Genomic DNA, 7,939 nt, shown 5'->3' with positions numbered 1-7,939 from the left:
CATCGGCGTCTACCTTGTCGTCCGCGGCCGCCTCGGTGGCGGACGGCGAGGTTGCGTCGAGCTCTCCTTCCAACTGAGCCGACCTTGGCTTCGGCAACAGCGCATCCCGGACCTTGACATCGATCTCAGCCGCGATGTCCGGGTTCTCCTTCAAGAAACCGCGCACATTATCCTTCCCCTGGCCAATCCGATTGCCGTCATAGCTATACCAGGCTCCGGACTTGTCAATAATCGAGGCGCCGACGCCGAGGTCGATCATCTCACCTTCCCGGGAGATGCCCTCCCCGTACAGGATATCGAAGGTCACCTCACGGAACGGCGGGGCCACCTTGTTCTTGACCACCTTGACCCGGGTTTCATTGCCCACCACTTCAGCGCCGCGCTTGACCGAGCCGATCCGCCGAATATCGAGCCGCACCGATGCATAGAACTTCAGCGCGTTGCCCCCCGATGTGGTCTCCGGAGAGCCAAACATGACGCCGATCTTCATTCGAATCTGGTTGATGAAGATGACGATCGCGTTCGAGCGTTTGATGTTTGCAGTCAGCTTGCGCAATGCTTGCGACATCAGGCGGGCCTGCAGACCGACGTGCGAGTCACCCATCTCGCCCTCGATCTCGGCCTTCGGGGTCAGCGCCGCGACCGAATCGATAACCACCATGTCGACCGCGCCGGAGCGCACCAGCATATCGGTGATCTCAAGCGCCTGCTCTCCGGTGTCAGGCTGCGAGACGAGAAGCTCATCCATGTTCACGCCGAGCTTTTCGGCATAGCTTGGATCGAGCGCATGCTCAGCGTCGACGAAGGCCGCAGTGCCACCCGCGCGTTGCGCCTCGGCCACTGCATGCAAGGTCAAGGTGGTCTTGCCCGAGGATTCAGGCCCGTAGATCTCGATCACGCGCCCGCGTGGGAGACCGCCAATGCCGAGCGCAATGTCCAGGCCCAACGAGCCAGTCGAGACGGCTTCGATATTCGGTATGGCACCGGCGTCGCCCATGCGCATGACTGAGCCCTTGCCAAACTGCTTCTCGATCTGGCCCAACGCGGCTGCTAGCGCCTTCTTGCGATTATCATCCATTGCGACTCCTCACAGGGTTAGAAACGCCGCCCTGGCCCGGTCGACGCGGCGAGCGCAGAATTATCACACAGCGCGCCCGATGCCACACCAGGCGAATGCGACGCATCGCCCGACCAACGATCTTGGCCGAAGCCTCTCAAACGTGCCCTTAGACGTCGAGTGTCCAGCGTCTGAGTACCTGGTAGGCCGAGCCGGAGCGCGGCCGGCTGGTAGCAAGCACGAAATTGGTCACCGGCCAGTGCAGATGCAGTGGCATCGGACTGATCGCTGGCGCCTTCCGAGCCAAGGTTATGTGGGGACGATAGGGGCGTTTCTCGGGCTCCAAACCGCAAGCGAGCAAGTTCTGCTGCAATTGGCTGACCAGATTCAGCAGACCTGAAGGGGCATCAGCAGGCTCGGCAACCCAAAGACCGTTGTGCTCCCAATGCCTGATCCCGGCGAGCCTGAGGTCGAAGGGCGCAACTGCAACGTCATCACCGGCGGCCGCCACACAACCGAATAGGTGGGCTTCGACGGGGCCGACAAAGACGAGTGTCAGGTGAAGATCCGCCGTTTGCGTCCAGCGAGCCGGCACAACTGATAGCCCTTGAGACGCACGAGCGAGTGCGTCACGCTGCGAGACGGGCGGCCAGAGCGCGAAGAATAGACGCTCAACCATGATACTGACCAGCGATCAGCAGGCGCAGCGCATGCTCAACCGACTGCCGACGCACCTGGTCACGGTCACCAGGGAACAACCGAGTCTCCGCCTCAGCTCGGTCAACCCGTGCCCAGCCAAAGCAGACGGTACCCACAGGCTTCTGCGGCGTGCCACCACCCGGTCCAGCAATCCCGCTCACCGACACCGCCAGGGTTGCCTGGCTCCGCGCCAAGGCACCTTGCGCCATCTCGCGCACGACCGCCTCGCTCACCGCCCCATGCTGCGCTAGGGTATCAGCGCTGACGCCGAGCATCTCCTGCTTGGCCTCGTTGCTGTAGGTAACGAATCCACGTTCAAGCCAGGCACTGCTGCCGGCGATGTCGGTGATGCACTTGGCGATCCAGCCACCCGTGCAAGACTCCGCGGTCACCAACCGATCACCGCTCGCTTGCAGACACTGGCCAAGCTCGGTGGCTAATGCAACAAGCAAGTCGGAGACGGGCTGAGCGAGATCTGGTGCACGATCGGAAATCATCGGGTCTTCATCATTTGTCGCTGCCGCGTTTGCCACCTATCTATAGCATGCAGGTCTACAGCATGCAGGGCACCGAGCCCCACAGACAACCTTGAAGGAGTCGACCATGACCGACAACAGCATCCTATGCGAGCACAACCCTCCTCCGGCAAAGCTCGACGTTCTTGGCGTTGAGCACTGGCCGATCTGGAAGAAAGAGCCTTCCACCTTCGACTGGACCTATCATCAACAAGAGACCTGTTATGTGGTGCGTGGAGCCTTTAGCGTCACGCCCAAGGGCGGTGAGCCTCAGCAGTTCAAACGCGGCGACCTCATCACCTTCCCTGCCGGCATGAGCTGCACGTGGGAGATCTCCAAGGCCGTCGAAAAACACTATCGTTTAGATTAAGCGGGTCTGGACTGAGCGGGGCTCGACTAACCGCGCCTCGCCAAAACACGCTCGACCGAGGACGTTTCAACCTAAGCGGCCATCACCAGCAAAGGCCTCCCGCACTTAGGGCTTTAGGATAGCGTTGGGGATCGAGCTGGAGATCGCTACTCGTTCATGCTGCCGGTCTGGTAGCCAGCCAGATCCATGGTGACATAGCGAAAGCCGAATCGCTGGACACCCTCGATCACCGTCGCCGCATCCGTAAGGAGGCGCTCGCGCTGCACCGGTGCGACCTCGATCCGGGCCAGGTCACCATGACAGCGCACCCGCACCCAGGTGTAGCCAAGCTCCAGGAGAAACCGCTCCGCTTCCTCGATCCGCTGTAGCTGATCCATCGAGAATCGCACATTGAAGCCGATGCGCGTCAGCAGACAGGCATTGGTCGGCTTGTGCCAGGTCGGCAGATCCATCTCGCGTGCGATCTGTCGCACAGCCGCCTTATCGATCCCCAGCTCGATGAACGGACTGCGAATGCCAAGCTCGCGCAGCGCACGCAATCCGGGGCGCTGTTCATCGGCATCATCCCTATTGCTGCCATCGATCAATCGATCAAAGCCGTACTCGGCAGCGCTCGTCAGCAGATGTGTATACATCGCGCGCTTACAGCGGTAGCAGCGATCAGTCGGGTTGACCTCCATGCCCTCGGGGACTGGCATCTCAACCAGCTCATGGCGCACATCGAGCTTCGATGTCAATGCAACCGCATCGCCGATCTCCTGCCGCACCATATACGGCGTCACCGCAGTGAGGGCAATCACCTGCTTACTCCCGAGTCGCTGGCGCAGGAGCGCGAGCAGCAAGGTGCTGTCGGCGCCGCCCGAGAAGGCGACAGCGGCGGCCCCTAGCGCCTCGAGATGATCGATTAGTTCACCATGGCTATGCTCCATCGTCCTCCTCCTCATCAGCTCCTTAAGACTCTGAATCGCCGACCCAGGCTCATCGGCCCAGGCTCTTTCTCTGTTTGATGGGGCGCCGAGTATACGCTCGGCGTCCCAGCAGTCACAGTCTAGGCGCGATTTGGCAGTTTCCGGTGAGACAGGTCACAATGACAAGCGTCGGACTGATCCTGCCTTGGGCGTCCGGCCCCGAAACGCCCAGCTCGCGAACGCTGGGCAAACAACACACCGTAGACCGATGCCACCAAGGGCTCGGCTCCGAGGGGAGATTTCAAAAAGATGCGTTCCAAGCCGTTGCTGATCCTGCCGTTCCTGGCGTTCTTCCTCGCACTCACGACTGCCATCGCAAGCGCTCAAACCATGAGCATCTCAGACACCGTGCTGAAGATGCCGTTGGCCGATGACGTATCGATGGACGATGCGGTCGACTCGATGAAGCTTCGCGCTAACTCATTGAACTTCAAGCTAGTCGCACACCTGCCCCTGTACAAGGAGCTGGAAGCGATGGGGGTCGACTCCGGGCGCATCGAGATCTACCAGTTCTGCGATGCCCGCATCGCCAATGAGATGCTGCAGTTCAACCCGGATTTCGCCGCCTACCTACCCTGCCGTATCGCACTCATCGAGGACACGGAAGGCAAGGCCTGGCTCGTCACCTTAGACCTCGGCAAGATCATCCCCGGAGCCAATCTGCCGCCGGAACTGTTGGAGAAGGCCGAGCTGGTCCGGGACAACATCGAATCGATCATGACTGCAGGCGCTAACGGCGAGCTCTGAGCCACTCTCCGGCATCCAGCAGGTGCTGGCTCATCGGCACTTGCTGGCAGCCGCAGCAACAAAACCAAGTGCGGCAAACCCAGCGGCAGTCGCATAGGTCCAGCTGGCACCAGCAGCTGACCAGAGCAGCCCGCTGGTCAGGCTACCGAGAGCGCCACCGACACCAAAGCTGATACTGTTGTAGAGCGCTTGGCCGCGGCCCTGGGTGACCCCCGGAAAATAGTGATGGGTTAGGTGAATCGCCGACGCATGGAAGACGCCGAAGGTCGCTGCATGCAATGCCTGCGCAGCAATCTGCAGCGCCAGGACCTCAACGAATGAACCAATGATCAACCAGCGCAGCGCAGCGAGCGCGAGGCTCCAGAGGATCAGTGTCCGCGTCCTAAACCGATGCAATAGGCGGTGCATCTTCAGGAACACCAACACCTCGATGAACACCCCGAAGGCCCAAAGCGCCCCAACGGCGGCATCTGGATACCCCTCCGCCTCGAGATAGATCGAGTAGAACGCATAGTAGGCACCATGGCTTGCCTGCATCAGCAGGCACGCGAGCAGAAACAGCAGCACCTCTGGTCGCTGCAACAGGCGCTGAAGTGACAGATGCTCTGTGGTCCCCTGCGCATGCGGGCAATCTGGAATCAGCAAGACACTCGACAAAATCCCGCCGAACAGCAGCAGCACAGCAATGGGAACGACCTCGGTACCCGCCTCTTGCTGCCACCAACCAACCGCAAGCACCGCCAGGATGAAGCCGACACTGCCCCAGACCCGGACCAGCGCATAGCGACTGACCTGCGTGCCCAGGTGGTTGAAGGTCACCGCCTCCAGCAGGGGCAAGGGTCCATTCCAGAAGAAGCTCCAGATTGCCATGGTCAAGGCCATGCCCCAGAAACCCTCGGTCCAGAACACGGCACAGAAGCTGAGCAGCGCAATCAAGGCTCCGACCCGAACGATGGGCATCCGCTGGCCACGCTGATCGGCGACGGCACCGAATAGATTTGGTGCCACGATTTTGGTGCCCATCAGGATCGCCATGAGCCCGCCGATAGCAACTGGCTCGAAGCCGCGATCACGCAGGTACGGGCCCCAGAACGGGACCAGCGCACCAAGCGCGGCGAAGTGAAACAGGTAATAGCCTGATAGACGCGCGTAAGGCATCGGCTCAGCCCAACGCGATGCGAGGCCTAAGGCGCTTGCGCGGGAATGGGTGCTAGCGGCGGCACCACCTGGGCATTCTGGGCGCGATGGCGCAATAGGTGATCGGCCAACACGATGGCCAACATCGCCTCGGCGATCGGCGTTGCCCGGATCCCAACGCAGGGATCGTGCCGACCTCTGGTCACCACCTCCGTCTCGACGCCTTGGAGGTCGATCGTGCGACCCGGAAGGCGGATGCTCGAGGTTGGCTTCAATGCGAGCCGCGCGACGACGTCCTGACCGGTCGAGATGCCGCCGAGAACTCCGCCGGCATTGTTGGAAAGGAAGCCTGCAGGAGTCATCTCATCGCGATGCTGGGTGCCGCGCTGAGCGACACTGGCGAAGCCCGCGCCGATCTCGACCCCCTTGACGGCATTGATGCTCATCAGCGCATGCGCGATCTCGGCATCCAGGCGATCAAAGATCGGCTCTCCAAGGCCCGGTGGCAAGCCGGTCGCCATCACCGTCACCTCGGCGCCGATTGAATCGCCGGACTTGCGCAGCTCGTCCATGTAGGTCTCAAGCTCCGCAACCTGAGACGGGCTGCCGCAAAAGAATGGGTTACTCTCAACCTGCGCCCAGTCAAACGCTGCGTCGCCAGGGACCGCGAGCTTAATCGGGCCGAGTTGGGACAGACAGCCGCGCACCTCGATCTGCGCCAGGCGCCGCAGGCAGATCTTGGCAACGCCGCCGGCAGCCACTCGAATGGCCGTCTCCCGCGCCGATGATCGCCCGCCACCTCGATAATCGCGCCGACCATATTTCATGGTGTAGCTGTAATCGGCGTGTCCGGGCCGAAATCGTGCCGCGATCTCGGAGTAGTCTTTGGAGCGTTGATCCTGGTTCTCGATCAACAAGCCAATCGGCGCGCCCGTGGTCTCGCCCTCAAAGACACCGGAGAGAATCCGCACCTGATCCGACTCACGCCGCTGCGTGGTGTGGCGCGATTTTCCTGGCGCACGTCGATCGAGATCAACCTGCAGATCGGCCTCCGACAGTGCCAGTCCAGGCGGACAACCGTCGACGATGCCACCGATCGCCGGGCCGTGACTCTCACCGAAACTGGTGACGACGAAGGATCGACCGAAGCTATTTCCTGACACGATGGCGGATTCAGTAAGCGGACTCAGTAGGAGGGCGGCTGGACCATATCCTGATCCGTCAGCCAAGCATTCCCCTTGGCCAATACATCACGGGTCAGCGTGCTGGTGGCCTGATGCAGGCGGATACCGTTGAGGATATAGTTATAGCGCGCCGAGAGATAATCGAACTCGGCTTGAAAGAGATTACGCTGGGCGTTCAGCACGTCGACCTGAGTCCGGGTGCCAACCTCCAAGCCCGCCTCGGTGGACTCCAGTGAGCTACGCGCTGAGACGATTGCAGCCTGCCTTGCCTTCACATCGCTGATGCTCGACAGGATACCGCGAAAGGCATCCTTGACCTGATTGACGACCGCGCGACGCTCCTGATCCAGCCGATCCTGGGCGGCACGGAATTGGTGTCCAGCCTGACGGGTCGATGAAGCGACGGCACCGCCCTGGTAGATCGGGATGTTGACATTGAGTCCGATGAAACCGGAGTCGGTATCGGTGCCGAATTCCTGGCCGGTTCTTGAGAGATCGTAGCCGGCCTGCAGATCGAGGCTCGGATAGTAGCCGGAGCGTTGTATCTCGATGTTCTTGCGCGCTGCCTCGGCCGCTGCCTTAGCCGCTGCAATACCGTAATTGTTTGCCAGCGCGGTCTCGGCCCAGACGTCGATGTCGTTCGGCTCTGGAGGCGACAGCGGTAGGCGATCGCCAAGCCGCGCCAGCGGCACCTGAATCGGGCCGACGATGCGGCGCAAGGCTTCCCAGGCATTGTTCAGGTCGTTCTCGGCGGTGATCAGGTTGGCACGCGAACGGTCGAACGCCGCTTGGTTATCGTTGACGTCGGTGATCGCGACCAGCCCCACCTCGAAACGCTGCTTTGACTGCTCCAACTGGCGCTCATCGGCGGCGACCAGGGCCTCTTGAACCCGCACCAGATCGGAGGCCTCGAGGACTCCAAAATAGGCCTCGGTGGTCCGCACCATCAGCTCGATCTCGGCATTCTGGTACTGTGCTTCCGCCTGCGCGATGGTGTCATCAGCCTGGCTTAGGCGCATCCAGTCGCCGCGGTTGTAGACCGACTGCGAGACGACCGCGGAGAGATTAGAGCTGCTGAAGCTGTCGTTGCGCGTGAAGCTGCCTAATGTCTGAGAGTCGCCCCGTGCCTCGAGGTCGGTGTAATCGACGCTACCAGAGACGCCAAAATTCGGCAGCAGCAAAGCCTTCGCCTGCGGCTTCACCTCGCGGGTGGCATAGAAGGTTTGCTCGGCCTCACGCAATACCGGGTCGCTTCTGACAGC

Annotated in this window: 9 protein-coding genes; 2 read left to right on the top strand and 7 right to left on the bottom strand. The window is 61.4% G+C overall.

Annotation, left to right across the window (positions count from 1 at the left end; translation table 11 throughout):
* The 3 genes from recA to pncC form a co-directional block, all read right to left on the bottom strand.
* Positions 1-1,078, bottom strand: a 1,078-nt coding sequence (recA, locus tag ACY693_RS10865) for a recombinase RecA (RefSeq protein ID WP_462321848.1), incomplete at its 3' end; no start/stop codon positions are given.
* 148 nt (positions 1,079-1,226) lie between these two features.
* On the bottom strand, positions 1,227-1,736 hold the full coding sequence (gene thpR, locus ACY693_RS10860; RefSeq protein ID WP_462321847.1) for an RNA 2',3'-cyclic phosphodiesterase: 510 nt from the start codon (positions 1,734-1,736) through the stop codon (positions 1,227-1,229).
* Entirely contained in the window at positions 1,729-2,253 is a 525-nt protein-coding gene (gene pncC, locus ACY693_RS10855; protein ID WP_462321846.1) for a nicotinamide-nucleotide amidase, read from the bottom strand. Before pncC ends, thpR begins: the two co-directional genes overlap by 8 nt.
* A 106-nt stretch (positions 2,254-2,359) precedes the next feature.
* On the opposite strand from pncC, the gene ACY693_RS10850 reads away from it, so the two are divergent.
* Positions 2,360-2,641, top strand: coding sequence for a cupin domain-containing protein (locus ACY693_RS10850; protein ID WP_462321845.1), 282 nt, complete (start codon positions 2,360-2,362; stop codon positions 2,639-2,641).
* A 146-nt stretch (positions 2,642-2,787) separates the two neighbouring features.
* On the opposite strand, the gene larE is transcribed toward ACY693_RS10850, so the two are convergent.
* A complete protein-coding gene (gene larE / locus ACY693_RS10845) occupies positions 2,788-3,570 on the bottom strand; it encodes an ATP-dependent sacrificial sulfur transferase LarE (protein WP_462321844.1) in 783 nt (260 codons plus the stop codon).
* Between the two features lie 288 nt (positions 3,571-3,858).
* Between larE and ACY693_RS10840 the strand changes: the two genes are divergently transcribed.
* The gene (locus tag ACY693_RS10840; protein ID WP_462321843.1) at positions 3,859-4,356 is read left to right on the top strand and encodes a DUF302 domain-containing protein; all 498 of its coding nucleotides are present in this window, start codon (positions 3,859-3,861) and stop codon (positions 4,354-4,356) included.
* Between the two features lie 30 nt (positions 4,357-4,386).
* Here ACY693_RS10840 and ACY693_RS10835 read toward each other — a convergent pair whose 3' ends face one another.
* The 3 genes from ACY693_RS10835 to ACY693_RS10825 form a co-directional block, all read right to left on the bottom strand.
* Entirely contained in the window at positions 4,387-5,514 is a 1,128-nt protein-coding gene (locus ACY693_RS10835) for an MFS transporter (protein WP_462321842.1), read from the bottom strand.
* A gap of 26 nt (positions 5,515-5,540) precedes the next feature.
* Positions 5,541-6,656 carry a chorismate synthase gene (gene aroC / locus ACY693_RS10830; RefSeq protein WP_462321841.1) on the bottom strand — a complete coding sequence of 372 codons (1,116 nt, stop codon included), beginning with the start codon at positions 6,654-6,656 and terminating at the stop codon, positions 5,541-5,543.
* A gap of 23 nt (positions 6,657-6,679) precedes the next feature.
* The coding region (locus ACY693_RS10825) for a TolC family outer membrane protein (RefSeq protein ID WP_462321840.1) at positions 6,680-7,939 on the bottom strand (1,260 nt) is incomplete at its 5' end.

Source organism: Halochromatium sp., from assembly GCF_054919635.1.
The sequence above is the reverse complement of the archived record's forward strand: the minus strand, read 5'-3'. Positions and strand labels throughout refer to the sequence as shown.